General features: G+C 70.0%; 26 protein-coding genes. 3 read left to right on the top strand and 23 right to left on the bottom strand.

From position 1 onward, the window contains the following. Positions 1-2 precede the first annotated feature (2 nt). Positions 3-983 carry a LysR family transcriptional regulator gene (locus tag MK786_RS00690; RefSeq protein ID WP_241110344.1) on the bottom strand — a complete coding sequence of 327 codons (981 nt, stop codon included), beginning with the start codon at positions 981-983 and terminating at the stop codon, positions 3-5. 81 nt (positions 984-1,064) lie between these two features. Here MK786_RS00690 and MK786_RS00685 point away from each other — a divergent pair, with 81 nt between their 5' ends. Then, positions 1,065-2,135 carry an aminotransferase class V-fold PLP-dependent enzyme gene (locus MK786_RS00685; RefSeq protein WP_241110343.1) on the top strand — a complete coding sequence of 357 codons (1,071 nt, stop codon included), beginning with the start codon at positions 1,065-1,067 and terminating at the stop codon, positions 2,133-2,135. 23 nt (positions 2,136-2,158) lie between these two features. Here the strand turns inward: MK786_RS00685 and MK786_RS00680 are convergent, their stop codons facing one another. The 8 genes from MK786_RS00680 to MK786_RS00645 all read right to left on the bottom strand — a co-directional run bounded on the left by MK786_RS00680 (position 2,159) and on the right by MK786_RS00645 (position 11,014). After that, a complete protein-coding gene (locus MK786_RS00680; RefSeq protein WP_374200392.1) occupies positions 2,159-2,998 on the bottom strand; it encodes a hypothetical protein in 840 nt (279 codons plus the stop codon). Between the two features lie 13 nt (positions 2,999-3,011). Next, positions 3,012-3,689, bottom strand: coding sequence for an iron-containing redox enzyme family protein (locus MK786_RS00675; RefSeq protein WP_241110341.1), 678 nt, complete (start codon positions 3,687-3,689; stop codon positions 3,012-3,014). After that, entirely contained in the window at positions 3,686-4,828 is a 1,143-nt protein-coding gene (locus tag MK786_RS00670; RefSeq protein WP_241110340.1) for a 3-oxoacyl-[acyl-carrier-protein] synthase III C-terminal domain-containing protein, read from the bottom strand. The genes MK786_RS00675 and MK786_RS00670 overlap by 4 nt, the downstream gene beginning before the upstream one ends. Before the next feature lie 107 nt (positions 4,829-4,935). Next, on the bottom strand, positions 4,936-6,195 hold the full coding sequence (locus MK786_RS00665; RefSeq protein WP_241110339.1) for an MFS transporter: 1,260 nt from the start codon (positions 6,193-6,195) through the stop codon (positions 4,936-4,938). Positions 6,196-6,212: 17 nt separating this feature from the next. Beyond that, positions 6,213-6,980, bottom strand: coding sequence for a fumarylacetoacetate hydrolase family protein (locus tag MK786_RS00660; protein WP_241110338.1), 768 nt, complete (start codon positions 6,978-6,980; stop codon positions 6,213-6,215). A gap of 215 nt (positions 6,981-7,195) precedes the next feature. Further along, complete coding sequence (locus MK786_RS00655; protein WP_241110337.1) at positions 7,196-8,302, bottom strand: branched-chain amino acid aminotransferase; 1,107 nt, start codon at positions 8,300-8,302, stop codon at positions 7,196-7,198. 63 nt (positions 8,303-8,365) lie between these two features. After that, on the bottom strand, positions 8,366-9,433 hold the full coding sequence (locus MK786_RS00650) for a 3-isopropylmalate dehydrogenase (protein ID WP_241110336.1): 1,068 nt from the start codon (positions 9,431-9,433) through the stop codon (positions 8,366-8,368). Positions 9,434-9,469: 36 nt separating this feature from the next. After that, positions 9,470-11,014 (bottom strand): MFS transporter, encoded by a 1,545-nt coding sequence (locus tag MK786_RS00645; protein ID WP_241110335.1) that lies wholly within the window; start codon positions 11,012-11,014, stop codon positions 9,470-9,472. A gap of 75 nt (positions 11,015-11,089) precedes the next feature. Between MK786_RS00645 and MK786_RS00640 the strand changes: the two genes are divergently transcribed. Further along, a complete protein-coding gene (locus tag MK786_RS00640) occupies positions 11,090-11,635 on the top strand; it encodes a TetR/AcrR family transcriptional regulator (RefSeq protein WP_277397124.1) in 546 nt (181 codons plus the stop codon). A gap of 36 nt (positions 11,636-11,671) precedes the next feature. On the opposite strand, the gene serA is transcribed toward MK786_RS00640, so the two are convergent. The 10 genes from serA to MK786_RS00590 all read right to left on the bottom strand — a co-directional run bounded on the left by serA (position 11,672) and on the right by MK786_RS00590 (position 22,718). Then, complete coding sequence (gene serA / locus MK786_RS00635; RefSeq protein WP_241110334.1) at positions 11,672-13,276, bottom strand: phosphoglycerate dehydrogenase; 1,605 nt, start codon at positions 13,274-13,276, stop codon at positions 11,672-11,674. Positions 13,277-13,426: 150 nt separating this feature from the next. Then, entirely contained in the window at positions 13,427-13,792 is a 366-nt protein-coding gene (locus MK786_RS00630) for a bacitracin resistance protein (RefSeq protein WP_241110333.1), read from the bottom strand. After that, entirely contained in the window at positions 13,789-14,340 is a 552-nt protein-coding gene (locus tag MK786_RS00625) for a DNA polymerase III subunit gamma/tau (RefSeq protein ID WP_241110332.1), read from the bottom strand. Before MK786_RS00625 ends, MK786_RS00630 begins: the two co-directional genes overlap by 4 nt. Before the next feature lie 173 nt (positions 14,341-14,513). Further along, positions 14,514-15,038, bottom strand: a complete 525-nt coding sequence (locus MK786_RS00620; RefSeq protein WP_241110331.1) for a hypothetical protein — start codon at positions 15,036-15,038, stop codon at positions 14,514-14,516. Positions 15,039-15,264: 226 nt separating this feature from the next. Then, a complete protein-coding gene (gene ilvC, locus MK786_RS00615; protein ID WP_241110330.1) occupies positions 15,265-16,290 on the bottom strand; it encodes a ketol-acid reductoisomerase in 1,026 nt (341 codons plus the stop codon). A gap of 56 nt (positions 16,291-16,346) precedes the next feature. Then, a complete protein-coding gene (ilvN, locus tag MK786_RS00610) occupies positions 16,347-16,856 on the bottom strand; it encodes an acetolactate synthase small subunit (protein WP_241110329.1) in 510 nt (169 codons plus the stop codon). Positions 16,857-16,859: 3 nt separating this feature from the next. Next, on the bottom strand, positions 16,860-18,662 hold the full coding sequence (locus tag MK786_RS00605; protein ID WP_241110328.1) for an acetolactate synthase large subunit: 1,803 nt from the start codon (positions 18,660-18,662) through the stop codon (positions 16,860-16,862). A 45-nt stretch (positions 18,663-18,707) separates the two neighbouring features. After that, positions 18,708-20,414 (bottom strand): dihydroxy-acid dehydratase, encoded by a 1,707-nt coding sequence (gene ilvD, locus MK786_RS00600; protein WP_241110327.1) that lies wholly within the window; start codon positions 20,412-20,414, stop codon positions 18,708-18,710. 10 nt (positions 20,415-20,424) lie between these two features. Beyond that, positions 20,425-21,255 (bottom strand): trehalose-phosphatase, encoded by an 831-nt coding sequence (gene otsB, locus MK786_RS00595; RefSeq protein WP_241110326.1) that lies wholly within the window; start codon positions 21,253-21,255, stop codon positions 20,425-20,427. Next, complete coding sequence (locus MK786_RS00590) at positions 21,252-22,718, bottom strand: trehalose-6-phosphate synthase (protein ID WP_374200390.1); 1,467 nt, start codon at positions 22,716-22,718, stop codon at positions 21,252-21,254. The genes otsB and MK786_RS00590 overlap by 4 nt, the downstream gene beginning before the upstream one ends. Positions 22,719-22,821: 103 nt before the next feature. Here MK786_RS00590 and MK786_RS00585 point away from each other — a divergent pair, with 103 nt between their 5' ends. Continuing rightward, positions 22,822-23,085, top strand: coding sequence for a hypothetical protein (locus MK786_RS00585; RefSeq protein WP_191766733.1), 264 nt, complete (start codon positions 22,822-22,824; stop codon positions 23,083-23,085). A 3-nt stretch (positions 23,086-23,088) separates the two neighbouring features. On the opposite strand, the gene MK786_RS00580 is transcribed toward MK786_RS00585, so the two are convergent. The 4 genes from MK786_RS00580 to MK786_RS00565 all read right to left on the bottom strand — a co-directional run bounded on the left by MK786_RS00580 (position 23,089) and on the right by MK786_RS00565 (position 26,266). Next, on the bottom strand, positions 23,089-23,562 hold the full coding sequence (locus tag MK786_RS00580; protein ID WP_241110324.1) for a GNAT family N-acetyltransferase: 474 nt from the start codon (positions 23,560-23,562) through the stop codon (positions 23,089-23,091). A gap of 67 nt (positions 23,563-23,629) precedes the next feature. Further along, positions 23,630-24,814 (bottom strand): acetyl-CoA C-acetyltransferase, encoded by a 1,185-nt coding sequence (locus MK786_RS00575; RefSeq protein ID WP_241110323.1) that lies wholly within the window; start codon positions 24,812-24,814, stop codon positions 23,630-23,632. Continuing rightward, on the bottom strand, positions 24,811-25,464 hold the full coding sequence (locus tag MK786_RS00570) for a CoA transferase subunit B (protein ID WP_241110322.1): 654 nt from the start codon (positions 25,462-25,464) through the stop codon (positions 24,811-24,813). The genes MK786_RS00575 and MK786_RS00570 overlap by 4 nt, the downstream gene beginning before the upstream one ends. A 1-nt stretch (position 25,465) precedes the next feature. After that, a complete protein-coding gene (locus MK786_RS00565; RefSeq protein WP_241110321.1) occupies positions 25,466-26,266 on the bottom strand; it encodes a CoA transferase subunit A in 801 nt (266 codons plus the stop codon). Positions 26,267-26,366: the final 100 nt, after the last annotated feature.

Below are 26,366 nucleotides of genomic sequence, written 5' to 3'. Positions count from 1 at the left end.
AGTCAGCCGATGCCGGCGCCACCGGCCGCCTCCGCGACGCGGCCCGCCTCTTCGGAGTGGTCGAGCAGGCGGGTGATCGATGCGAGCGTCATCCGAATGGCGGGCACGCGCTCGGCACCGTGCGCCGTGACGACGTGAATCGTCCGGGACTCCGTCTGAGGAAGCGGCAGCGTGACCACTCCCGGCAGCTGGGGGAAGGATGCCACGGCCATGCGCGGCAGTGTCGCGACGCCGATCCCCTGCGCCACGAGGCCCTCGACCGCCACGAAGTTGTCGGTCTCGAACGCGATGTGCGGCTCGAATCCGGCGCGGGCGCAGAGCTCGAGGAGGTGTCCACGGCACCGAGGGCACCCGGCGATCCAGTTCTCCCCCGCGAGACCGGCGACGTCGACCACCGGGCTCGTGGCCGCACGGTGGCCCGCCGGCAGCACCGCCAGGAGGTCGTCGGTGCCCACGGTGCGGACCGAGAGGCCACGGGCGCTCGGTCCGTGAGGATCGTCGCGGTCGCCCGGGTAGCTGAAGGTCAGCGCGATGTCGGCGCGGTCCTCACGCACCGCCTCGACCGCCTCCGGCGGCTCCGCCTCGAGGTACGTGACGGTGACTCCGGTGTGGCGCTCCTCGAGCTCGGCGAGCAGGCGCGGCACGACGGTGGGCGACGCGGACGGGAAGCCCACCAGTCGCACCCGCCCGGCGCGCAGGCCCCGCAGCTCGGCGAGTTCGCCGGCCGCGGCATCCAGTGCCGTCGTCACCGCCGGCGCGTGGCGCGCCAGGATCCGACCGGCCTCGGTCAGGCGCACGCTGCGGCCCACGCGCTCGACGAGTGGGACCCCGAGCCTCAGTTCGAGGCGCTTGAGCTGTTGGCTGATGGCGGGCTGGCTGTAGCCGAGCGCGACGGCCGCTCTCGTGATCGAACCCTCATCGGCGATCGCCTTCACGACGCGCAGAGCATGAGGGTCGATGTCGACGTCATCGAACACGGTCATGCGCGAAGCATAACCTGCCATGATGATTCGCATCCATCACCTCCCGTAGACGAATACATTGCGGAGGATCACCCTGGAGTCATGCCCACTCTCGCCGCATCCTCGCGCCCGACGCTCACCGCTGCACGGTCGCAGTTCACCGGAGGGCGCGGCTATCTCGCCGCATGCACCGTCGGTCTTCCCACTCGCGCGAGTCGTGCGGCCATCATTGCGGATCTGGATGCCGCGGCCGCTGGACGTCCGGACCCGATGGCCTACTCCGCAGCCGTGGAGCGCAGCCGGGCGCACTTCGCGACCCTCGTCGGGATCGGCGCCGAACGCGTGGCGATCGGCTCGCAGGCCTCCGTCGCGGCCGCGCTGGTGGCTGCGTCACTCCCCCACGGAGCCGAGGTGCTCATCGCGGACGGGGACTTCTCATCCATCGTGCTCCCGTTCGTCCACTCCGGCCGCGGCCTGCGGGTGCGGACAGCGGCGCTCGACGATCTCGCCGGGGCGGTCGGTCCCGACACGTCGCTCGTGGTCTTCTCCCTCGTCCAGTCCGCGACGGGCGAGGTCGCCGACGTCGATGCGATCCTCGCCGCCGCTGCCGCACACGGCGCGCGAACACTGTGCGATGCCACCCAGGCCATCGGGTGGCTGCCGGTCGACGCATCGCGCTTCGACGCCCTGATCTGTCACGCGTACAAATGGCTGTGCGCACCCCGAGGCGTCTCGTTCCTCACCGTCTCACCGGGGCTGCAGAGCGACATGCCGGCCCTCTTCGCCGGCTGGTACGCCGGACCGGACCCGTGGACCTCGTGCTACGGCGCAGTGGAGCTCGCAGCCGATGCGACGCGCTACGACGTGTCACCCGCCTGGCAGGCATTCGTCGGAGCCGAGCACGCGCTCGCGCTGTTCGCGTCGCTCGACGCGCGAGCGGTGCACGAGCACACGACGGGCCTGGCGCGACGCTTCCGCGGAGGGATGGGCCACGATGTCCCGGAGCGCGGGAGTGCGATCGTGACGTGGGCGGACGCCGGCGGCACCGATCTGGCGGCGCTCACCGTGGCAGGCGTGGTCGCGTCCGGTCGCGCCGGACGCGCGCGCGTCGCCTTCCACGTCTTCAACGACGAGGACGACGTGGACCTCGCGCTGCGTGCGCTCGGTCGCTGAGCCCGGACCGCTCCCCTCCGCACTCAGTCGAAGTCCGCCGGGGTCTGGCGGGGGTAGGCGCCGCCGGCGAGCTTCACCAGACGGGCGTGCGCGTACTCGCACACCAGCGCGTGCCGGAAGACCATCTGCGGCACATCCACGTTCGAGTCCATCCAGAGGCTGAGCCCGCCGACCTTCCAGTGCCGGAAGGTGTCGTCGTCGCACACGAGCGCCAGGATCTCGAGGAACGAGTCGTCGAAGCGGATCGAATGCACCGCCCGGCGGTACTCCTCGACGGTGAGAGCCATCGAGAACGGGATGTTCATGAAGCAGAGCGCCGTCTGGATGTCGAGCCGCAGCACGCGTCGGCGATACCGCTCGGCGTCGAGGGGCGGGATGTCGAGCTGGGTGAAGTCGAGGTGCTCCGGTCGCGTCAGCGGCACCGGATCGAGCGCGATCAGAAGGTCGTAGACGTTGACGTCGTGCTCGACCACCGCGTTGTCCCCGAGACCCGCGAGCGTCTCGGGGCGCAGTGTCACCGGCTCCATGTCGATCGGAGTGTTGCGGATGATGAAGTTCACCAGATTCGTCTCGACCACGAAGTGGCGGATGAGCAGGTCGACGGCGTCGGGCGAGACGAAGTGCCGCAGAAACCACACGCAGAGGAAATCCATCGTCGAGAGCGGCATCCACCGGAATGGCAGTACGCGCTTGACGATCGAGATCAGCGCGACGACAAGGCGGGAGAAGAGGCGCGCCACAGGGTACAGCCATCGCCGCGACGGCCGCCGCTGGTCGTCGATGATCTGCCGGACGAGCGCACGGTCGAGCGGGATCGAAGGGTCGGCGTACACCGCCTCCCACATGCTCGGATCAGACCGCACGAACTCCGGCACGTCAGCGGTCCAGTTCCTCGAGCTGGAGGACGTAGAGCCGCGCCACCACTTCGGCGCAGCGGACGATCTCATCGGCCGCCGCGTGGTCGATCGCCCCCGAGTTCAGGATCGCCTCGAGGTCGCCGGTGTGCTCGGCGTCGGCATCCTGGTGGTACTTCATGAAATGGACCTGGCTGTCGGCCAGCCCGAGGACCTCCTGGAACCGCGTGGCCCAGCCGGCGGCTCGCCGCGCCCCCAGCCCTTCGATGATGAACATGGCGCCGAGCAGCCCCACCGGATTCGGCCGGTCGGCGTAATGGAACATGTATCCCGACAGCGCCTCGGAGCCCAGGTTCTTCCGGCCCGCACGCAGCTCGGCGAGCGAGCCTCCGACGGCGACGTAGTCCCGTTCGATCATGAGGTAGTCGCGGTGCTCCTCCTCCGCGTGGCGGATCGCCGCCGAGCGCAGATCGAAGTGCGCGATGTCGAAGGAGGCGGCGGCGCGCGAGATCCACGGCGAGCCGTCCACCACCTGCTGGCGCAGGTTGAAAAGCAGGCGTCGATAGTCGTCGATGGTGACTGTGCCGTCGGCGAGACGCTGCAGGATCGGCACCCCGTCGAGGCGGGTCTCGAAGTCGTCCCACACCGCGGCGAGCCGTTCGGCGAGCGTCGCGGGAGCGGTGATCGTGTCGGTCGTCATGTCGAGGCTCCTTGCTGTTCGGTCGGGGCGACCACGGTCAGATGGGCGAAGGCGAAGGCGAACCGGCCGGACTCCGGGACGGCCAGCAGGATGGTCTCGCCGGGCGAGAAGCGTCCGCTGCGCCACGCCTCTTCGAGCGCGATGAAGATGCTCGCGGCGCCGGTGTTGCCGCAGGTCTCGAGGTTCGAGAACCACCGCGAGGTGTCGAGCGTCGGGATGCGGCGGCGCAGCCCGTCGAAGGCGAGGTCGCGGAACATGTTGGTGCTGTAGTGGCACAGCACATGGTCGAGGTGGTGCACGTCGACCAGGCCGATGTCGACGAGCTCCTCGAACTGGGCCAGCCCCGCCCCCGCGAGGTCGTCGAGGACGCTGACGTCCTGGCGGAGCACGAACATGCCGGCTGCTTCGGCCTCGTCGACCGGGACGTCCTGCCAGGTCTGACCCACGACCGGGTCGATGCCGGCCATGCCCGCGCGCATGCAGACGTCGTGCTCGTGCGCGAGCGAGACGTGGCGCACCCAGTCCACGCGCAGCGACGGACGACTCGGGTGAGGCTGGAACTCGACCACGACCGCACCGGCACCGTCCGACAGCATCCAGCGCAGGAAGTGCGAATCCATGCCCGCACGGATGCCGTCGAACCGTGTCTGCCGCAGGCTCCGGCTCGCGAGCTCCGAGCCCACCACGGCGACCCGCGGATGGTCCCCGAGGCGCACCTTGCTGACCGCGGCGTCGAGTGCGGCGAGGCTCGACGCGCACACGCCCGACGCGGAGAGCAGCTGCATCGGCCCGCCGCCCAGACGCCCGTGCACCATCGACGCGAACCCGGGGACGAGCACGTCGCCCATCGTCGTCGCGGTCGCGAGCATGCGCAGGTCTGCGGCATCCATCCCCCGGTCGTCGAGGGCGGCGCGCAGCGCCTTGACGGCCAGCTCTTCGTTCAGCTCGGTCGGCTCGCCGTCGCCGTCGAGCGCGTAGTGCCGCGTGCGGATGCCGTTCGCCTCGAGCACGCGGCGACGGATGCGCTCGGTGACCGCGTCGTCGCCGCCGAGCCGTGCCACGATCCCGGCGTTGTCGACCGGCTCGCCGGGAAGATACCGGCCGAAGCCGGTGAGATACGCAGACGCCGTCGTGCCCATGGAGCGACGCTAGGGCATGCCCGCCCGCGCGGCGCGGAACGTTGTGGCGAGGTCACAAAACTGCATTCCCGGTCGCGAATATACCGCCGGCACGGTCGTCATCGATATCACTCGACTCCCCCCGAGGACACCGGTGTGCGGCGGCCGAAGGGCGCCAGCAGCACCGTGGCGATGACGGCGACGCCGACGGCGAGCGCGAGCCCGCCGTATCCGATCCACGACAGCACCAGTCCGGCGAGGATCGCACCGCCGGCGCCGACCAGGCTCATGGTCAGGTCGCTCAGACCCTGCCGCCGGGTGCGCTGGCCTTCCGCCGATGCCTCGGTCAGCAGCGTCGATCCCGACACCGTCGTGGCGCTCCAGCCGAGTCCGAGCAGCACGAGGGCGACCGTCACCGAGACGGTGGACTCCTGCCCGAAGGACGCGGTGACGAGGGATGCCGCGAGCAGACCCTGGCCGATCAGGATCGTCGGCACGCGGCCGACCCTGTCGGCGAGGATGCCGAAGACCGGGGAGAGGGCGAACATGCCGGCGATGTGCAGGCTGATCGTGAGCCCGATGATCGACAGCGACGCCCCGTGATGGAGGAGGTGGACGGGCGTCATGGCCATGACCGACACCATCACGCCGTGCGCCGCCGCGACCGCGAAGATCGCGTACCGCGCCACGACTGGCTGGTCGGGCTTGGCGATCGCCCCGCGCGCGGTGTCCTTCGCCGCGGCCACGATCCGGTACGCCAGCAGCAGCGGGTCGGGGCGGAGCGCTGACAGGTAGACCGCGATGGCGAGCAGCTGGGCGACGACCGTGATGAGATACGGACCGGTGAGTGCCGGCATCCCCACCGCCTGACCGAGCGCCTCGCCGGGGCCGGTCAGGTTCGGGCCGAGCACCGCGCCGATCGTCGTCGCCCACACCACGATCGACAGGTCGCGTCCTCGCGTCGCGTCGGTGGCGAGATCGGCCGCCGCGAAGCGGGTCTGCAGATTCGCGGCCTGGCCGGCGCCGACCAGCCCGAACGCGAGGAGCAGGAGCGGGAAGAACTGCACCGCCGCCGCCACGACGACCAGCACGACGCCGACCAGCGCGATCGCCATGCCCATCGCGAGCGACGGCCGGCGACCGCGCCGGCTCGCGAACGCGGCGAGCGGCACGGCGACGGCAGCCGTGCCCAGCGTGACGGCGGCGGCAGCCAACCCGGAGAACGCGTCGTCGCCTGAGAGCTCAGCCGCCAGCACGGCGCCGAGAGAGACTGTGGCGCCGAAGGCGAGGCCGCCGAGGATCTGGCCGAGCGAGAGCACCCAGACCGTGCGTCGCTGCACCGCCGCGACGGCCGCAGGCTGGAGGGCTGCCGCATCCGCCTCGGTCATGCGACGATCATCAGGAGTCACGCGTCACGCGCGGTGTTGCGCAGGATGCCGAGCCCGCTGATCTCGACCTCGACGGTGTCTCCCGCCGAGATCTGCCCCACGCCGGCCGGCGTGCCGGTGAGGATGACGTCGCCCGGCAGGAGAGTGAACGCGGCCGAGGCGTAAGCGATCACGTCGGCGAGCGAGAAGATCATGTCGGAGATCGGACCCTGCTGGCGCACCTCGCCGTTCAGGCGCGTGGTGATCACCGCCGGCCCGTGGACGTCGAACTCGGTCTCGATGGCGGGGCCGAGCGGGCACGACGTGTCGAAGCCCTTGGCCCGCGCCCACTGCCCGTCGGACTTCTGCCAGTCGCGGGCGGTGAGGTCGTTGCCGATCGTGTAGCCGAAGACGTAGTCGAGGGCGTTCTCGGCGGGGACGTTCTTCGCGATGCGGCCGATCACGGCGGCCAGCTCGCCCTCGAAGCTGATGAAGTCCGAGCCCTTCGGCAGCACGACGGCGTCGCCGGGGCCGATCACCGACGTGTTCGGCTTGAAGAACAGCATAGGGGCGGACGGTACGTCGTTGCCCATCTCGGCGGCGTGATCGCGGTAGTTGCGGCCGACGCACACGAGCTTGGACCGCGGGATCACCGGCGCCAGCAGCGCCACGTCGGCGAGCGGCACGCGCTCCCCTGTCGTGTCGTAGCCCGCGAACATCGGGTCGCCCGCGAGTACGACCAGCTCTCCCTGGTCGACGATTCCGAACCTGATGGCGTCGTTGTGGCTGAAGCGCGCGATCCTCACCGGATCAGCCTAGCCACCCCTCCCGAAGCGCGCCCGGCCCCACGCCCCCTACGCGCCCCCAGATCCGCGAGACCGCATCGGTGCGCCGAGAATGCAGCCAGCGTCTGCGGTCTCGGTGCACCACTGCAGTCTCGCGGAGCAAGTAGGAGCACGAAAGGAACGCGGATGCCCCGGCCGTCGCGTGTGGGACGGGCCGGGGCATCCGGAGCCGTAGGTCAGGCGTCGAGGCGCAAGAGCCAGCCGTGCTTGTCCTCGCGCCGGCCGTACTGGATGTCGGTCAGCTCCTCGCGCAGCGAGAGCGCAAGCTCGCCGATGGGCTGCTCGTCGACGAAGTCGCGGCCCTTGAGCAGGCCGATCGGAGTGACGACGGCGGCGGTGCCGCAGGCGAACACCTCGACGATGTCCCCGGATGCTACGCCCTCGCGCCACTCGTCGAACGAGACCGCCCGGCCCTCGACCTTATGGCCGCGATCCATTGCGAGCTGGAGGATCGAGTCGCGCGTGATGCCCTCGAGGATCGAGTCCGACTGCGGGGTCACGATGGTGCCGTCCTTGTAGACGAACACGACGTTCATGCCGCCGAGCTCCTCGACGTTGCGGTCCTGGTCGAGGAAGACGACCTGGTCGCACTCGTTCTCGTACGCCTCGGACTGCGGAAGCAGCGACGCGGCGTAGTTGCCGCCGGTCTTGGCCGCCCCGGTGCCGCCTTTGCCGGCTCGGGCGTAGTCCTCGCTGAGCCAGATCGACACGGGCCGCACGCCGCCGGTGAAGTACGCGCCCGCGGGCGATGCGATCACGTAGTAGCCGACCTTGTGCGCGGGTCGCACGCCGAGGAACGCCTCCTTCGCGAACATGAACGGGCGCAGGTAGAGGCTCTGGTCGGGGCCCGAAGGCACCCAGTCGCCGTCAACGGCGATGAGCTCACGGAGCGACTGGATGAAGTACGACACCGGCAGCTCGGGCAGCGCGAGCCGGCGCGCCGAGCGCTGCAGACGGCGGCCGTTCTGGTCGGGGCGGAAGGTGTGGATCGACCCGTCCGCGTGACGGTAGGCCTTGATGCCCTCGAAGATCTCCTGCCCGTAGTGCAGCACCGCCGCGGCCGGGTCGAGCGAGAGCGGGCCGTAGGGCTGCACGCGCGGGCGGTGCCAGCCGCCGCCGGTCGACCAGCAGATGTCGACCATGTGGTCGGTGAAGCTGGTGCCGAAGCCGGGGTTCGCGAGGATCTCGGCGCGCTGCTCTGCGGACTTCGCCTGCAGATTGCGGTTGACGGTGAACTCGAGCGGGGCGAGTCCGGTGTCGGGATCGGAGTCGATGAGCGTCATGACGGGCCTTGCTTTCCTGCGGAGGGTTCCGCTGAGTGTGTGGTGGCGCCTGCCGGTTCCAGGTTACGCCCGGAGGCGGGCGGCGATGGAGTCGCCGATCTGCGCCGTGGTGCGGGTGACCGTGCCCCGGTCGGCGATGTCGGCCTCGACCGCGCGGGTGACGGCCTCGGACTCGGCCCGCAGCCCGAGATGATCGAGCAGCAGGGCGGTCGACAGGATCGCGGCCGTGGGGTCGGCCGACTGCTGACCCGCGATGTCGGGCGCCGAACCGTGGACGGGCTCGAACATCGAGGGGAACGCGCCGTCGGGGTTGATGTTGCCCGATGCGGCGAGACCGATGCCACCCGTGACGGCGCCGGCCAGGTCCGTGAGGATGTCGCCGAAGAGGTTGTCGGTGACGATCACATCGAAACGGCCCGGGTTCGTGACCAGGAAGATGGTGGCCGCGTCGACGTGCAGGTAGTCTACGGCCACCTCCGGATGCTCCGCCGACACCGCGTCGACGATGCGCTTCCAGATGCCGCCGGCGTGCACGAGCACGTTCGTCTTGTGGACGAGCGTCACCTTCTTCGCGCGGCGCTCGGCCAGGTCGAAGGCGTATCGCACGATCCGCTCCACGCCGAAGGCGGTGTTGACGGAGGTCTCGTTCGCGACCTCGTGCGGCGTGCCTCGTCGGATCGAGCCGCCGTTGCCCACGTACGGCCCCTCGGTGCCCTCGCGAACGACGACGAAGTCGATGTCGCCGGGCTCGGTGAGCGGGCCGGGAACGCCCGGGTAGAGCTTTGACGGCCGCAGGTTGACGTAGTGGTCGAGTTCGAAGCGCAGCTTCAGCAGCAGGCCGCGCTCGATGTTCGCGTCCTTCAGACGCGGGTCGCCGGGCACTCCGCCGACGGCGCCGAGCAGGATCGCGTCGTGCTCCTTGATCGCGTCGAGGTCGGCGTCGGTGAGCGTGTCGCCGGTGTCGAGGAACCGCGCGGCTCCCAGCGAGAATCGGGTCTTCTCGAATCGGATGCCGCTTCCCGCCGTCGCCGCGTCGAGCACCTTCTCGGCCTCGGCGATGACCTCCGGGCCGATCCCGTCGCCCGGGATGACGGCCAGCTTCACGACACCTGGATCCTGCACGCGCGGCATTGCTCTCCTCGCCTGGGCGCCCGGCGGCTCCCGGGCTCAGTGCTCGGACGCGGACGCGGTCCTCTCCAGGGTAGTGGCCGCGATGACGGCCGCCGTCACGATGAGCGCGGCGCCGATGAGCGCGGTCACGCCGACGCCGGCGTCGAATGCGCGGGCCGCGGCATCCCGCAACTGCTCCGCCAGACCCGGCTCGAGGCCGCTTCCGGCGGCGATCGCTCCGGCAAGCGTCTCACGCGCCGCGTCGGCGGCCTCGGCGGTAAGGCCGTCGGGCAGCACGAGGCTGCTGCGATACAGCGCGGTCAGCAGCCCTCCGAGCACCGCGGTGCCGAGCACCGCGCCCAGCTCGTACGCCGTCTCCGACACGGCGCTGGCGGCTCCGGCCTTCTCCGGAGGTGCGCTCGAGAGGATCAGCTCGTTCGAGACGGTCTCGGCCATGCCGATGCCGACGCCCAGCGCGACGAACGCGAGGGCGAGCACCCACACCTCGCCGTCCTGCGCGGTCACGGCGATCGTCACATAGGCCAGCACCGACACCGCCAGCCCCGCGGGCACGATGATCCGCGAGGAGAAGCGCTTCGCGAGCGGCACCACGATCAGACCTGCCGCGATCATGGCGACGAGTCCGGGAACGAGCGCGAGTCCGGCCTCCATCGGCGACAGGCCGACCACGAGCTGCAGGTGCTGCGCCACGAAGAACAGGAAGCCGACCAGGGCGATGACGCTCAGCAGGTTGACGAGGATCGCCCCGCTGAAGGAGCCGCGCCGGAACAGCGCCATGTCGAGCATGGGGGTCTCGAGGCGAAGCTGCCGGCGCACGAAGAGGACGGCGAACAGCGCGCCGACGGCGAAGAGGACCGGCGCGATCCCGGAGATGCCGTGCACCGCGAGCTCCTTGATCGCATACACGATCGGCACGAGCGCGGCCATCGAGAGGGCGATGCTCACCGGATCGATGCGGCCGGGGCGCGGATCGCGCGACTCGGGCACCAGCAGCGGCACGAAGACGAGGAGCGGTACGAGCACCGGCACGGCCATGAGGAACACCGAGCCCCAGGAGAAGTGCTCGAGCAGGATGCCGCCCACCACGGGCCCGAGTGCGGCACCGGCCGAGAACCCGGCGGCCCAGATCGCGATCGCGAGGCGTCGCTGGTCGCGGTTCGCGAACACGGTGCGCAGGAGGGACAGCGTGGAGGGCATCAGCATCGCGCCGAAGACGCCCATGCCCGCGCGCGCCGCGATGAGGAGGGCGGCCGTCGGGGCGAACGCTGCGAGCGCCGAGACGATGCCGAACCCGGTCGCGCCGATGAGCAGCATCCGTCGCCGCCCGAAGCGATCGCCCAGCACGCCCATCGTGACGAGCAGTCCGGCCAGCACGAGAGGGTACGCGTCGATGATCCACAGCTGCTGCGCGCTCGTGGGCTCGAGATCGAGCGCGATCGCCGGCAGCGCGAAGCTCAGCACGGTGTTGTCGACCGAGACGAGCAGCACGGGCAGCATCAGCACCACGAGCGCGAGCCAGCCGCGCCACCCGACGCGCTGTCCTGCGTCGACGGGGCGTTCGGCGATCGTCGCGGTGGTCATGTCATCCTCAGTTTCTATACCGTCCGGTCGGTATAGTAACAGGATGCCGGGACATCCGTCGATAGCATCGACGACATGAGTCGCCCTCCCCTCGCCCGAGACAAGGTGCTCGACGCCTTCGAGGCGATCCTCATCGAGGAGGGCGAACGCGCGGCCACGATGGAGGCCACCGCACGCGCGGCCGGGGTCTCGAAGGGCGGCCTGCTGTACCACTTCGGCTCGAAGGATGCGCTCGAATCCGCGCTCCTCGAGCGTCTCCACGTCCTCGTCGAGGACGACGTCGCCGCGATGGCGGCCTCGCCCGAGGGACCGATCGCCTATTTCCTGCGCACCTCGGTCATGGAGAACGACCGCATCGACCGCGCGATCCTCGCCACGTCGCGCCTCGCACAGGGTGGCAGTGCGCGTGCCCGCGTCGCGTTGCGCGACATCCGCGACCAGTGGGCGGACGTTCTGCGCACGCACACCAAGGACGCCACCGCACTCGACCTCGTCATGCTGGTCAGCGACGGGCTGTACTTCAACAATGCCCTGGAAGGCGGGTCCATCCCCGGGCCGGTCCCCCGGGGCGCGGCGCTGGACGCGCTCATCGCGATGGTCGAGCGCGCCGCGAAGGCGTGACGCCGCTCCGCAGCGCCGGGATATCGGGCGCCGGGATCAGGACTCGGTGATCTCGATCTGGCGGAACAGATCGGCCTGGATGTCGGACCGCACCTCTTCGAGCAGGTCATCGGGCACCGGGGAGTCGACGGTGAGCACCGACAGCGCCTGACCGCCGGCCTCGCTGCGCGCGATCTGCATGCCCGCGATGTTGATGCCGGCGTCGCCGAACTTCTGGCCGTAGACCGCGACGATGCCGGGGCGGTCGGTGTAGAGCATCACCACATGGTGCTTCTCGATCGGGAGCTCGATCGCGTAGTCGTTGATGCCGACGAGCTTCTCGATCTGCTTCGTGCCGGTGAGCGTGCCCGACACCGCCAGCTGCGAGCCGTCGGAGAGCGCGCCGCGGAGCGTGATGATGTTGCGGTACTCGGGGCTGTCGTCGTCGACGATCAGGCGCACCTCGACGCCGCGCTGCTCGGCGAGCAGCGGCGCGTTCACGTACGACACCGATTCGCTGACGATGTTCGTGAAGACGCCCTTGAGCGCGGCGAGCTTGAGCACGCTGACGTCGTAGTCGTTGAGCTCACCGTGCACCTCGACGTCGAGGCTCGTGAGCGGCGACCGCGCGAGGGCCGCGAAGATCTGGCCGAGCTTCTCGACGAGCGGGATCCCGGGGCGCACGTACGGGTCGATGACGCCACCCGCGACGTTGACGGCGTCGGGCACGAGCTCGCCGCCGAGCGCCAGGCGCACCGAGCGGGCGACCGACACGCCGGCCTTCTCCTGCGCCTCGTCGGTCGAGGCGCCCAGGTGCGGGGTCACGACGACGTTCGGGAGGTCGAGGAGCGCACGCGCAGAGCCGCCCTCGGCGGGGGGCTCCGAGGTGAAGACGTCGAGGCCGGCCCCGGCGATCTCGCCCGTCGTGAGCGCCGTGTACAGCGCCTCCTCATCGATGAGTCCGCCGCGCGCGACATTGACGACGAACGCGGAGGACTTCATGAGTGCGAACTGCTCGGCGCCGATCATGCCCGTGGTCTCGGGGGTCTTCGGCATGTGGATGGTGACGAAGTCGCTCTGCTCCAGCAGCTCGTCGAGGCTGAGCAGCTGCACGCCGAGCTGCTGCGCGCGTGCGCTCGTGACGTAGGGGTCGTAGGCGACGACGCGCATGTCGAAGCCTTGCAGGCGGGCGGCGATGAGCGCGCCGATGCGGCCGAGGCCGATGATCCCGACCGTCTTCTCGAAGAGCTCCGTGCCCGTGTAAGAGCTGCGCTTCCACTGGCCATCGGCGAGCGACGCGTGGGCGGCGGGGATGCGGCGCGCGAGGCTCAGGATGTGGCCGACCGTGAGCTCGGCCGCCGAGATGATGTTCGAGGTCGGCGCATTGACGACCATGACACCCGCCGTGGTGGCGGTCTTGATGTCGACGTTGTCGAGTCCGACGCCGGCGCGGGCGACGACCTTGAGCACGGGGGCGGCCGCGATGGCCTCGGCGTCGATCCTGGTCGCCGAGCGGATCAGCACGGCGTTCGCCTCCGCGAGGGCCGAGAGCAGCGCCGAGCGGTCGGTGCCGTCGACGTTGCGCACGTCGAAGTCCGGACCCAGGGCGTCGATCGTGGCGGGAGAGAGTTCTTCGGCGATCAGAACGACAGGCTTCGTCACGGGATGGTTCCTTTTGGGGCTGTGCGCGACGGGCAGAGGCCGTCCGTCAGTGCAGGGCAGAGCGGATGCCGCGCCGCACGCCAGCGGGGGCGAGGCCTGTCTCAGCCTAGCGCGGCCCGGTCGGGTCGTCCGACCGTGTGACGCACCGCGTCAGCCGAGCAGCGACGCGCCGTAGACCGCCGCGTACGCGATGACATTCAGCCAGAACACGGCCACCACGCACAGCCCGGTGAACAGCACGAGCGCGAACTGCCACGCGGGCCGTCGCCACGCCAGCGCGAACGCCGCTCCGAAGACGCCCAGCGGGAACACCACCGCCAGCAGCAGGACGAACCAGCCGTAGCCGTTGAGCCCGAGCGGACCGCTCGCCTGCGCGATGAGGAAGGCCAGGGCGTTCCACAGCGCGTACGCGTAGAACAGCCCGAAGACGACCGAGATCGCGACGACGACCCAGACGGGAGTCCGCATCGCGGCGGGGGAACCGGATGCCGCGGCATCCGCGATCGAATCGCTCATCGTCCGATCGCCCCCACCATGATGAACGGCCACGGCACGAGCAGCACCACACCGGCTGCCAGCCATGCGAACCTCACCCACGTCTTGGAGGCGGCGGTGAGGAGGAACACCGCCGCGAACCAGACGAGCGGCGCGAGGACCGCGAGCCAGAGGCTGATCTGGTACGCCACGGGTGCGACCAGGAACTGTGCGGTGCCCTGCAGCCGAAGCGCGCCGATCAGCCAACCGATCGCGTACAGCGCGGAGAACCCGCCGATCACGCCGAGCGTGATCAGCTCGGCGTTGCCCATCGGCTCGCGCACCGGGTCACCTTGCGCCGGGGACTCCATCGACCCGCGCGCGTCGAGCGGGCCGTCGTGCAGGTCGGCGCCGTCGTTCGCCTCGGGGGTGACGGCCTCACTCCCCCGCCCGACCGCGCTCCAGCCTTCGGGCAGCGAAGCGGTCTCGGCGGCGGGCGTCACCGCGTGGGGTTCCGCGGCGCCGACGTCCAGAGTCGGGTCGTCGTCACCGCCCCACGAGAGGGCGTCGTCGTCGCGTCCGTGAGTCACGCCCTCAGCGTAGCGGTGCACCGGGTGAGCGCGTGGACCCGCGCTTTCCCCGCGTCGTCGCCGCCCCAGCGCACACGCTGAGGCTCCCGTAGCTTCCTACGGGAGCCTCAGCGTGTGATCCGCGGCCGTTGTCGCCCATCGGGGTGGTCGGCGACCACGGGCGCATCCGGCGGTCACTCATGCGTGGGGACGCGGTCGGCAAGCACTCGGACCTCCGTGACCTCGGGCGCCTGCGTGTCGACGCGGTCGGCCAGCACGCGGACCTGGGTGGTCCCGCGGTTCCGCTCGGGCCTGACGAGCACGTGCGACACGCCGCTCCGGGTCTCGACCCGGTCAGCGAGGACCCGCACCGAGGTGTCGGACTGCTGTGCGCGACCCGCCCAGTACCCGGCAAGGCCTTCGTACCGCGACTGCGAAGCGTCGGCGGCGCGGCTGGCGCTCTGCTGCGTCTCGGTGCGGAGCGTGTCGGCGCGCTGCGCGCGCAGCTGCCAGTACTCGGCCAGGCCTTCGTACCGCGACTGCGCCGCCTCGGCCGAGCGTTCGGCCTGCTGAGCGGACTGCGGCGCGTCCTGTGCGTTCGTCCGGTTCAGGTCGGCGACCCCGGTCTGGCATCCCGCCAGTCCCAGTCCGACGACCGCGAGGATCGTTGCGGTGAAGGCGGCCTTCCGGCCGCGACCTCCGCGTGTGATGGTGTTCATTTGGGGGCTCTCCCTTGATTCCGCCGGACGGGCTTCCGGCTGCCATGAGAGAGCGGTGCGCGGGCGGGGGTGATACCAAATGCTCGGCCCGAGCGGGCGATTCGAATGAGACGGGCCGTCCCCTCGTGGGGGACGGCCCGAACCGCGGCGCCGGAGTACCGTGCGCGCGGAAGTCGAGGGACCGCCCCGCCTCGATCAGACGGTGCGACCCCTCGAAGCTGTCAGGTCAGCGCGCCGCGCTGCCCTCGACGTAGTCCTCGTCCTGCTGCTTCCAGGCGAACAGACCGCGCAGGTCGCGGCCGACCTCCTCGATCGGGTGCTGAGCGCCCTTCGCGCGCAGCTCCTGGAACTCGACGGCGCCGTTGTCCTGGTCGTCGATGAAGCGCTTCGCGAATGCGCCCGACTGGATGTCGGCGAGCACGGCCTGCATGTTCTCCTTGACGTGCGGGTCGATGACGCGCGGACCAGAGACGTAGTCGCCGTACTCGGCCGTGTCGGACACCGACCAGCGCTGCTTGGCGATGCCGCCCTCCCACATGAGGTCGACGATGAGCTTGAGCTCGTGCAGCACCTCGAAGTAGGCGATCTGAGGCTGGTAGCCCGCCTCGGTCAGGGTCTCGAACCCGTACTGGACGAGCTGCGAGACACCGCCGCACAGCACGGCCTGCTCGCCGAACAGGTCGGTCTCGGTCTCCTCGGTGAACGTCGTCTTGATGACGCCGGCGCGCGTGCCGCCGATCGCCTTCGCGTACGACTTGGCGAGGTCCCATGCGCTGCCCGAGGCATCCTGCTCCACAGCGATGATGTCCGGGATGCCGCGACCGGCGACGTACTCGCGGCGCACGGTGTGGCCCGGCGCCTTGGGGGCGACGAGGATGACGTCGACGCCCTCGGGTGCCTGGATGTAGCCGAAGCGGATGTTGAACCCGTGCGCGAACGCGAGGGTCTTGCCCGGGACGAGCTTGTCCTTGATCGAGTCGTTGAAGATGCCGCGCTGGTGCTGATCCGGCGCGAGGATCATGATGACGTCCGCCCACTCGGCGGCGTCGGCGACCGTCTTGACCTCGAAGCCCTCGTCCTGGGCCTTCTCGGTGGACTTCGAGCCCTCCTTGAGGGCGATGACGACCTCGACGCCCGAGTCGCGGAGGTTCAGCGCGTGCGCGTGGCCCTGCGAGCCGTAGCCGACGATCGCGACCTTCTTGCTCTGGATGAGCGACAGGTCGGCGTCGGCGTCGTAGAAGAGTTCAGCCATGGGGGTGTGTCTCCTTGTGTGATGGTTCGTGTGGTCTGGAGAGCGGATGCCGCGGCTCAGCCGCGCAGCACGCGCTCGGTGATGCTCTTGCCGCCGCGGCCGATGGCCAGCAGACCCGACTGTGCGAGCTCCTTGATGCCGAAGGGCTCGAGGGCGCGCAGGAAGGCCTCGACCTTGGCCTTGTCGCCCGTCACCTCGACGACGAGCGCATCGGTGGCGTAGTCGACGATAGACGCGCGGAAGAGGCTGACGACCTCCAGCACGTTCGACCGGGTCTGGTTGTCGGCGCGCACCTTGATGAGCATGTGCTCACGCTGCACGGAGGCCGCGGCATCCAGTTCGACGATCTTGATGACGTTGACCAGCTTGTTGAGCTGCTTGGTGACCTGCTCGAGCGGCAGCTCGTCGACGTCGACCACGACGGTGATGCGCGAGAGTCCCGGGACCTCGGTCACACCCACTGCGAGCGACTCGATGTTGAAGCCGCGACGGGCGAACAGTCCGGCGACGCGGGTCAGCAGACCCGGCTTGTCCTCGACGAGGAGGCTCAGCACGTGCGTTGTCATGGCTCAGTCCTCCTGCTCGAAGGCAGGCGCGTGGTCGCGGGCGTACTGGACGTAGCTGTTGCTGACGCCCTGCGGCACCATCGGCCACACCATCGCATCCGCACTCACCACGAAGTCGATGACGACGGGGCGGTCGTTCGTCTCGAGCGCAGTCTGGATCGCGGCATCCACGTCCTCCTCCTTCTCGACGCGGATCGCGAGGCAGCCGTACGCCTCCGCCAGCTTCACGAAGTCGGGGATGCGGACGGTGTCGTGACCGGTGTTGAGGTCGGTGTGCGAGTACCGGCCGTCGTAGAACAGCGTCTGCCACTGACGCACCATGCCGAGCGACGAGTTGTTGATGATCGCGACCTTGATCGGGATGTTGTTGATGGCGCAGGTCGCGAGCTCCTGATTGGTCATCTGGAAGCAGCCGTCGCCGTCGATCGCCCACACATGACGGTCGGGCTCGGCGACCTTGGCACCCATGGCCGCGGGGACCGAGTAGCCCATCGTGCCCGCACCGCCCGAGTTGAGCCACGAGTTGGGGCGCTCGTACTTGATGAACTGGGCGGCCCACATCTGGTGCTGTCCGACACCGGCGGCGAACACGCCCTCCGGTCCGGTGAGCTCGCCGATGCGCGAGATGACGTACTGCGGCGACATCAGTCCGTCCGAGGGCGCCGTGTAGCCGAGCGGGAACTCGTCACGCAGGCCGTCGAGGAAGGACCACCACTCGGTGATGTCGGGCCGGACGCCGTCGGACACCGCGCGGAATGCGACATCGAGGTCGACCAGCACGTCCTTCAGATCGCCCACGATCGGCACGTCGGCGGCGCGGATCTTCGAGATCTCGGCGGGGTCGATGTCGACGTGCACCACCTGCGCATGGGGAGCGAACAGCGCCGCCTTGCCGGTGACACGGTCGTCGAACCGCGCGCCGAGCGACACGATCAGGTCGGCCTCCTGCAGCGCGAGCACCGCTGGCACCGTCCCATGCATACCGGGCATGCCCAGGTGCTGCTGGTGCGAGTCGGGGAATGCGCCGCGTGCCATGAGCGTCGTCACGACCGGCGCGCCGGTGGTCTCGGCGAGCGTGCGCAGCTCGGCGGCCGCCTGCGCGCGGATGACTCCGCCGCCGACGTACAGCACCGGCTTCTTGGCCTCGGCGATCAGCTGGGCCGCCGCCTGGATCTGCTTGCCGTGGGCCTTGGTCACCGGACGGTAGCCCGGGAGGTCGATCCTGGGCGGCCACACGAACGGCACCTCGGCCTGCTGCGCGTCCTTGGTGATGTCGACGAGCACCGGACCGGGACGCCCCGTGCCGGCGATCTCGAACGCGGCGGCGATGGCACCCGGGATCTCGGACGCGTCCTTCACGAGGAAGGAGTGCTTCGTGATGGGCATCGTGATGCCGACGATGTCGGCCTCCTGGAAGGCATCCGTCCCCATGAGATTCGAGAACACCTGGCCGGTGATGCACACGATCGGCACCGAGTCCATGTACGCGTCGGCGATGGCCGTCACGAGGTTGGTCGCGCCCGGACCCGACGTGGCGATGGCGACGCCCACCTTGTTCGACGCCGCGGCGTAGCCCTCGGCGGCGTGTCCCGCGCCCTGCTCGTGGCGGACCAGGATGTGGCGCAGGTCGCTCGAGTCCATGAGCGGGTCGTACACGGGGAGGATGGCGCCGCCCGGCAGCCCGAAGACGTCGGTGACGCCGAGCAGCTCGAGCGAGCGGACGACCGCCTGGGCGCCCGTGAGCACGGGCGCGGTGGCGGTGCGAGCGGGTGGCCGGGGAACGGCCGCAGCGGTTTCGGCGGGCATGGTGAGGATCCTCGATCGGTCGAAGGGATGTGTCAGTGGCCGAACTCAGCCGGTCGTCGCGCCCTCTGCTGCAGAGCGCACGAGACGGGAGTATTTGGCAAGGACGCCACGGGTATAGCGCGGAGGAAGCGGCTCCCAGCCAGAGCGGCGGGAGTCGAGCTCTGCATCGTCGACGAGTAGGTCGAGAGTGCGAGCCGCGATATCGACCCGTATCAGATCACCATCGCGCACGAAGGCGATGGGACCTGCGTCCACCGCTTCGGGTGCTATGTGGCCGATGCACAGGCCGGTTGTGCCGCCTGAGAATCTTCCGTCCGTCAAGAGTAGTACATCTTTTCCGAGGCCCGCGCCCTTGATGGCGGCCGTGATGGCGAGCATCTCGCGCATGCCCGGCCCGCCCTTGGGGCCCTCGTAGCGGATGACGACCACGTCGCCCTTGTCGATCGCGCCGGCCTCCAGCGCGTCCATCGCGGCGCGCTCGCGCTCGAACACCCGGGCGGGGCCCTCGAACACGGCGGCGTCGAACCCTGCCGTCTTCACGACCGCGCCCTCGGGCGCCATCGAGCCGTGGAGGATCGTGATGCCGCCGGTGGCGTGGATCGGGTCGTCGAACGTGTGGATGACCGTGCCGTCGATCGGGTCGGGGTCGAGCTCGGCCAGGTTCTCGGCGAGCGTCTTGCCGGTCACGGTGAGCGCGTCGCCGTGCAGCAGGCCCTCGTCGAGCATGGCCTTCATGATGACCGGGATGCCGCCGTGGCGGTCGACGTCGTTCATGACGTACTGGCCGAAGGGCTTCATGTCGGCCACGTGCGGCACCTTGTCGCCGATGCGGTTGAAGTCGTGCAGGCTCAGCTCGACGTCGGCCTCGCGGGCGATCGCGAGCAGGTGCAGGACGACGTTGGTCGAGCCGCCGAGCGCCATTGCGAGGGCGATCGCGTTCTCGAAGGACTCCTTGGTGAGGATGTCGCGGGTCGTGATGCCCTGGCGCAGCAGGTTGACCACCGCTTCGCCGGAGCGGTGGGCGAAGTAGTCGCGGCGGCGATCGGCCGACGGCGGGGCAGCCGAGCCGGGGAGGCTCAGCCCGAGCGCCTCGGCGACCGAGGCCATGGTGTTCGCGGTGTACATGCCGCCGCACGCGCCCTCGCCCGGGGCGATCGCGCATTCGATCCGCTTGAGGTCGGCCTCGCTCATCTTGCCCGCGAGACACGCACCCACGGCCTCGAACGAGTCGATGATCGTGACGTCCTTCTCGGTTCCGTCGGACAGTTTCACCCAGCCGGGGGCGATCGATCCGGCGTAGAGGAACACGCTCGACAGGTCGAGGCGGGCCGACGCCATGAGCATGCCGGGGATCGATTTGTCGCAGCCCGCGAGCAGAACGGACCCATCGAGACGCTCGGCCATCATCACCGTCTCGACCGAGTCGGCGATGACCTCGCGCGACACGAGCGAGAAGTGCATGCCCTCGTGACCCATCGAGATGCCGTCCGATACGGAGATCGTGCCGAACTGCAGCGGGTAGCCGCCGCCGGCGTGCACGCCCTCCTTGGCGCCCTGCGCGAGCCGGTCGAGGCTCAGGTTGCACGGCGTGATCTCGTTCCAGCTCGACGCGATGCCGATCTGGGGCTTGTCCCAGTCCTCGTCGCCCATGCCGACCGCGCGGAGCATCCCGCGTGAGGTGGTCGCTTCGATGCCGTCGGTGACGACCCGGCTGCGGGGCTTGATGTCGATGGAGTTGTCAGGCTGGGGCATAAAGCAGAGTCTATTGCCGCGCGGCGGGTCGCTCCCCGGAGGGGTTCTCTTCCCGCGTGGCCGATCGCTCGGCCGCGATGACGGCGAGCAGCTCGGCCATCGCGGGGATGTCGGCGACCGTGAGGGTGGCCGCCGTCGGCCGGTTGCCGACGTGCACGCCCAGGTCGGTCGCGCCCAGGCTCTTCAGCGCGTCCTCGTCGGTGACGTCGTCGCCCGCGAACAGGACGGCCGAGGCCTCGGTGCGCGCGCGCAGCTCCGCGACGGCGGAGTCCTTGCCCTCGTGACGGAACGCGTACTCCACGATGTTGTGCCCGGTCCGGCGGCGCCAGTGCGGCGCTTCCGCCGAGACCAGCGCGTCGACGCGGAGGTTCGCCTCCGCCGCGTCGGCGGCGGTGGCCTTGCGTGTGTGCACCCCGAAGCCGAAGCGCTTGGGCTCGATCCACACGCCGTCGAGGTCGGCGGTCGCCTGCTCGGCGTGGGTGCGCAGCTCGTCGCGGAGGGCGGCATCCGCGGGGTCGTCGTCGTGGGTGACCACGCCCTCCCCCGGGATCCAGAACTCGGCTCCGTGCGACCCTGCCAGCAGCAGCGGCGAGTCGTCGCGATGCTCCGCGATGACCCGCAGGTCGGACAGGCTGCGGCCCGACACCAGCGCGACGACGGTCTCCGGCGCGGCGCCCACGGCTTCGACCGCCTCGCGCGCCGCCGGGAGCATGCGGGCATCCATCGGCTCGTCCTCGAGCGGCGCCAGGGTGCCGTCGAAGTCGAGCGCGATGAGGAGGCGATCGGATGCCACGACCCCGGCGATCGCCGTACGGAGTTCGTCGTGGGGATCGGCGCTCATGCGGTCCTCCGGATTGCGCGGTTCGCCGTGCCGGCGGCCTCGAGCGCCGCCAGGAACGACTGCGACCAGCGGGCGACGTCGTTCTCGATGACCTTCCGCCGCATGGCTCGCATGCGCCTGCCCTGCTCGGCGGCGGGCATCTCGATGGCGCGCATGATGGCCTCCTTCATCCCGTCGATGTCGTGCGGGTTGATGCGCACGGCACTCGACAGCTCGTCGGCGGCCCCGGCAAACTCACTGAGCAGCAGCACCCCGCGGTTGTCGGTGCGGGTGGCGACGTACTCTTTGGCCACGAGGTTCATGCCGTCGCGCAGAGCCGTGACGAGCATGACGTCCGCAGCCAGGAACAGCGCCACCATCTCCTCCCGGGGGTAGGCCTGGTGCAGATAGCGGATCGCGGTGTGGCCCATCGTGTCGAAGTCGCCGTTGATGCGGCCCACCTTCAGTTCGATCTCATCGCGCAGCTGCACATACGCCTCGACGCGCTCCCGGCTGGGACTCGCGACCTGCACCAGCGTGACGTCCTCGACCGAGACCTTGCCGTCCTCGAGCAGTTCGCCGAAGGCCTTCAGGCGGTGGCGGATGCCCTTGGTGTAGTCGAGCCGGTCGACGCCCAGCAGGATCTTCTTCGGGTTGCCCAGCTCCTCGCGGATCTCGGCGGCGCGGGCCCGGATCTCCGGTCGCTGCGAGAGCTCGACATAGGACGACGCGTCGATCGAGATCGGGAAGGCCTTCGCCAGCACGTTGCGCGTCGTGCCGTCGTCGTCGGGCACCGCGATGCCGGAGGCCTTGGTCGGGTACCGCAGCACGCGGCGGACCGCGCGGGCGAAGTTGCCGGCGTCGGCGACACGCTGGAACCCGACGACGTCGGCGCCGAGCAGGCCCTCGAGCACCTGGCGGCGCCACGGGAGCTGCGAGTAGAGACCGTATGCCGGGAACGGGATGTGGTGGAAGTATCCGATCACGAGGTCGGGCCGGGCCTCCCGCAGCATGCGCGGCACGAGCTGCAGCTGGTAGTCCTGCACCCACACCGTCGCGCCGGGAGCGGCGGCGGCGGCGGCGGCATCGGCGAAGCGCCGGTTGACCTTCACATAGGAGTCCCACCACACGCGGCGGTAACGCGGTTCGGCGATGACGTCGTGGTACAGCGGCCAGAACGTGTCGTTCGACATGCCCTCGTAATAGAGCTCGATCTCGTCGGTGCTGAGCGTCACGGGCACGAGGTGGGTGCCTTCGAACTCGAACGGCTCGATGTGGATGCCGGCCTTGCCCGGCCAGCCGACCCACGCTCCGTCGGCGCGCCGCATCACCGGCTCGAGCGCGGTGACGAGCCCTCCGGGGGAACGGCGCCACGACTGCTCCCCCGAGCCGTCGGCCACGTGGTCGACGGGAAGGCGGTTGGCGACGACGACGAGTTCGGCCTGGGTCACTCGGGCTCCTGACGGTGGCTGGGGACGAGGCATCCTCAGGCTATCGCGCTCGTCGCGACCGCCTTCCCCGCTTGACGTGCGCGGCGATGGCTGTCAAGGGGCGACCGCGGGCAGTTCGCCGCGATAGCGTGGGCGCATGCGCAAGTACCTCTTCGGCACGGGCCTCATGACCGCCATCACCGGAGGCCTGACGCTGTTGAGGGGAATGCGCGAGGACGCCCCCTTCACCTGGCGCACAGCCCTCGGGTGGCTCAGCTGGGCGATCTCGGTCGCTCTCGTGATCGGAGCGATCGTCGACGTCCGTCGCGCGTCGCGCGGCGGGGTCATCGATCCCGACTCGCCGGTGCACGGCCAGGAGAAGAAGCTCCAGCAGAACCGACTCAAGCGCGAGCGCCGCTAGACCTCAGACCTCGTCCTCACCCGCCGCTGAATCCGGGTCGAGTGAGATCTCGTAGTGCACGAATCCGGTCGAGACGGCGAGCCTGTCGTACAGGGCTCGCGCTGTGGCGTTGTCGCTCTGCGTCAGCCAGTAGACCTTCTCGGCGCCGTGCTGCGCCGCCCACGTGCGCACGTGCTCGATCAGGGCGCGGCCGGTGCCGCTCCCCCGCGCCTCGGGATCGACGAAGAGGTCTTCGAGGTAGCAGTAGACGCCTGTCGACCACGTCGCCGGGTGAGTGAGCCAGTGCACCAGACCGATCGCGCGCCCCGAGGCATCCCATGCGATCGCTCCGTGCAGTTCGTCGTCGGCGAGGATGCGAGCGAACGTCGAGTCGGAGACGTGCGCGGGCACCTCGGACTCGTAGAACGCGATGTACGCCTGCCAGAGCGCGTCCCACTCGGCGCGGTCGGCGGGGGTCGGTCGGGAGATCGTGGTCACGTCGTGACGCTATCGCCCGGCGACCCGCCGCCGCATCCTCCGCGTTTGCGGATGAGCCGCGCGCGCCTCAGCGCGTGATGATGAGGGCGTCTCCCTGCCCGCCACCGCCGCAGAGCGCGACGGCCGCGGTGCCGCCGCCGCGGCGCATCAGCTCGTGCACGGCGTGGACGACCAGGCGGTTGCCCGACGCGCCGATCGGGTGCCCGATGGCGATGCCGCCACCGTGCGGGTTCACGACGTCGTCCGACAGCCCGAGCTCAGCCTGCGATCGCACCACGACTGCCGCGAAAGCCTCGTTGATCTCGACCAGGTCGAGGTCGGAGACGGCGATCCCCTGCTTGGCGACCGCCTTCTCGATCGCGCGGGCGGGCTGCGAGTGCAGCGAGTTGTCGGGGCCCGCGACCTGACCCGACGCGCCGATCACGGCGAGCACCGGCCAGCCGTTCTCGTCGGCGTGCGACCGGCTGGTCAGGATGACGGCCGAAGCACCGTCCGAGATCTGCGACGAGTTGCCGGCGGTGATCGAGCCGCCCTCCGCGAAGGCAGGGCGAAGCCGGGCGAGCGTGTCGACGGTGGTCTCAGGCCGCACGCCCTCATCCTTCGTGACGACGATCGGGTCGCCCTTGCGCTGCGGGATCTCGACGGGGACGATCTCGGCGTCGAACAGCCCGTCCGCGTGGGCGGCGGCCGCCCGCTGGTGCGAGCGCGCCGCGACGGAGTCCTGCGCCTCGCGCGTGACCTCGAGGCGGCCGTTGTGACGCTCGGTCGACGCTCCCATGCTCTCCCGGTCGTACGCATCCGTCAGACCGTCGTACGCCATGTGGTCGATCACCTCGATCGAGCCGTAGGCCCAGCCGTCGCGAGATCCCATGAGCAGGTGAGGCGCGCGGGTCATGGACTCCATACCCGCGGCGACGACGACCTTCGCGTCGCCGACCGCGATCATGCGAGCGCCGTCGATGATGGCGGTGAGGCCCGAGAGGCAGACCTTGTTGACCGACCCGGAGTGGACGTCCCACCCGATGCCGGCGCCGACGGCGGCCTGGCGAGCGGGGTTCTGGCCCGAGCCGGCGGGAAGCACCTGACCGACGAGCACCGCGTCGACGGCGGAAGCGGGGATGCCGCCCTTCTCGAGCGCTCCCCGGATGGCCGCGCTGCCGAGCTGCACCGCGGTGAGCGGGGCGAGCTGGCCCTTCAGACGCCCCTGTGGCGTGCGTGCGGCGGCGACGATGACGACGTCGTCGTGGGTCATGATTCCTCCTTGAGTTCGTCGGCGATGAGCAGCGCCGGCTCAGTGGCGGCGATCACCTCGTCGACCGTGACGCCGGGCGCGAGCTCGACGAGCACGAGTCCATCCTCCGTCACGTCGATCACGGCGAGGTCGGTGATGATGCGGTCGACGACGCCGCGGCCGGTGAGAGGCAGCGAGCACTCGTTCACGATCTTGGCGGAGCCGTCGCGCGCGACGTGCTCCATCAGGACGATGACCGTGCCCGCGCCGTGGACCAGATCCATGGCGCCGCCCGGGCCCTTGACCATCTTCCCCGGGATCATCCAGTTCGCGAGGTCTCCGGTGGCGGACACCTGCATGGCGCCGAGGATGGCGGCGTCGATCTTGCCACCGCGAATCATGCCGAAGCTCGTCGCGGAGTCGAAGAACGCCGCGCCCGCCAGCGTCGTGACGGTCTCCTTGCCCGCATTGATGAGGTCGGGGTCGACCGCGTCCTCGGTCGGGTAGGGCCCCACGCCGAGGATGCCGTTCTCGGACTGCAGGACGACGGTGACGTCATCGGGCACATAGTTGGGGACGAGCGTCGGAAGGCCGATGCCGAGGTTGACGTAGGCGCCGTCGGAGAGCTCCCGGGCGGCGCGCGCAGCCATCTCGTTGCGGGTGAGTGCCATGTCAGGCTCCTTCGGGGATGTCGCGGCTCAGCGCCTCGCTGACCGATACGGTGCGGCGCTCGATGCGCTTCTCGATGTCGCCGCCGACCTCGACGATGCGGTGCACGTAGATGCCGGGGAGATGGATGCCGTCGGGGTCGAGTTCGCCGGGCTCGACGAGCTCCTCCACCTGCGCGATGCACACGCGCCCGGCCATGGCCGCGAGCGGGTTGAAGTTGCGGGCCGCCTTGTTGAAGATCAGGTTGCCGTGCCGGTCGCCCTTGAGCGCGTGCACGAGGGCGAAGTCCGTGACGATGGCCTCTTCCAGCACGTAGTCGCGCGGCTCGCCCGAGATGTCGAAGCTGCGCACGTCCTTGACCGGCGAGGCCACGGCGATGCCGCCCCTTCCGTCGTACTGGCGCGGCAGCCCGCCCTCCGCGACCTGCGTCCCGACGCCCGTCTGCGTGTAGAAGGCAGCGATTCCCGAGCCCCCGGCGCGCAGCTTCTCGGCCAGTGTGCCCTGCGGCGTGAGCTCCAACTCGAGCTCGCCCGAGAGGAACTGGCGCTCGAACTCCTTGTTCTCGCCGACGTAGGACGAGGTCATCTTGCGGATGCGCTTCGCATTCAGCAGGATGCCGAGGCCCCAGTCGTCCACGCCGCAGTTGTTGCTGACGATGCTCAGTTCGCGGGTCCCCTGCGCGAGCAGGGCCTCGATGAGGGCGATGGGGTTGCCCGAGAGGCCGAACCCCCCGACGGCGAGCGATGCCCCGTCGGGGATGTCGGCGACCGCCTCGGCGGCAGACCCCCACGTCTTGTCGATCACGTGCTACTCCTTCGTTGCCGGACGACTCCATCCTGCGTCCGTCACCCGAACCCCGACGCACCGAGGTTTGCCATGTGGAAGACCACGGGCGTAGTGTCCA

Source organism: Microbacterium sp. CFH 31415 (genome assembly GCF_022538185.1).
Taxonomy (GTDB): Bacteria; Actinomycetota; Actinomycetes; order Actinomycetales; family Microbacteriaceae; genus Microbacterium.
The sequence above is the reverse complement of the archived record's forward strand: the minus strand, read 5'-3'. Positions and strand labels throughout refer to the sequence as shown.